Here is a 1,053-nt window from a genome sequence, read left to right on the forward strand (position 1 = left end):
GGCGGTTTCAAGAGCCAAGTGCAACGGTGGTTGGAATCCTGATATCCAGATTGAAGCAACATTCCCAGAATGCTTCGCTGGGCTTCTTAAACCCTAGTGACTTGCGCGGCCGGTTATTCAGGCTCCAAGCGATCTGATCCAGTTCCTGTTGGGTAAACTGGCTCAAATCAGCCCCCTTCGGCAGGTACTCCCGCAACAGACCGTTGGTATTCTCATTGATCCCGCGTTGCCAAGGACTGTGAGGATCGGCGAAGTAAATCTTCAATCCCGTCCGCTCTTCCAGTCTTTGGTGGTATGCCATCTCTTTACCCTGATCGTACGTCAGGGTCTTGCACAGCTCTTCATCAAATGGCGCAAAAGCGCGGGCAAAGCCCTCCAAGGCAGCCGCTGCAGTACAGCCCTCCATCTTCGCCAGTACAACCAGTAAGGTTTTGCGGCACACCAGGGTACCTACCGCGGAGCGGTTCCCAGCCCCCACGAGGAAGTCGCCTTCCCAGTGGCCAGGCAACAAGCGCTCATTAGCCTCCGGAGGCCGAACATGAATGCTGGCTATGTCCTGAAGCTGACCACGACGATCCGTACCACGCGTACGAGGTCGGCGGGCTCCTCGGCCCTGCCGTAAGAGCGCAACGAGTTCTCGACGCAAAGCCCCCTTGGGGGCGGCATAGATCGCCGTGTAAATGGTTTCGTGCGAGACGTGCAAAGTCTGTTGTCCTGGATAGTCCTGTTTTAGTCTGCCAGCGATTTGCTCGGGCGACCACCGATCCTCCAGCAGTGCACGAACCTTGGCCCATAACGGTCCCGCCGGATCCAGCTTTCTCACGCGTCGAACTTTGTACTTCAAGCGGCGAGCACGCTTTCCCGCTCGTAGTGCATCGTACCCGCCAGCTACGCGAGGTCGTCCGATTGGACCGATCTCATGCTGTGGCTTATATCCATTACGGCGCAGTTCTCGACAAATCGTGCTGGGAGCCCGGTGCAATGCCTTTGCAATGGCCCTGGCACTCTCTCCCTGCTGTTTCATTGCCATGATGAACCCGCGTTCTTCGGCAC

Annotated in this window: 1 protein-coding gene; it reads right to left on the bottom strand. The window is 57.2% G+C overall.

What is annotated here, in order from left to right; all coding sequences use genetic code 11:
• Window positions 1–7 precede the first annotated feature (7 nt).
• Window positions 8–1,053, bottom strand: a 1,046-nt coding sequence (locus DFR38_RS20800; RefSeq protein WP_211310808.1) for an IS30 family transposase, incomplete at its 5' end; no start/stop codon positions are given.

It is taken from the genome of Aquitalea magnusonii (assembly GCF_003202035.1).
GTDB classification, from domain to species: Bacteria; Pseudomonadota; Gammaproteobacteria; order Burkholderiales; family Chromobacteriaceae; genus Aquitalea; species Aquitalea magnusonii.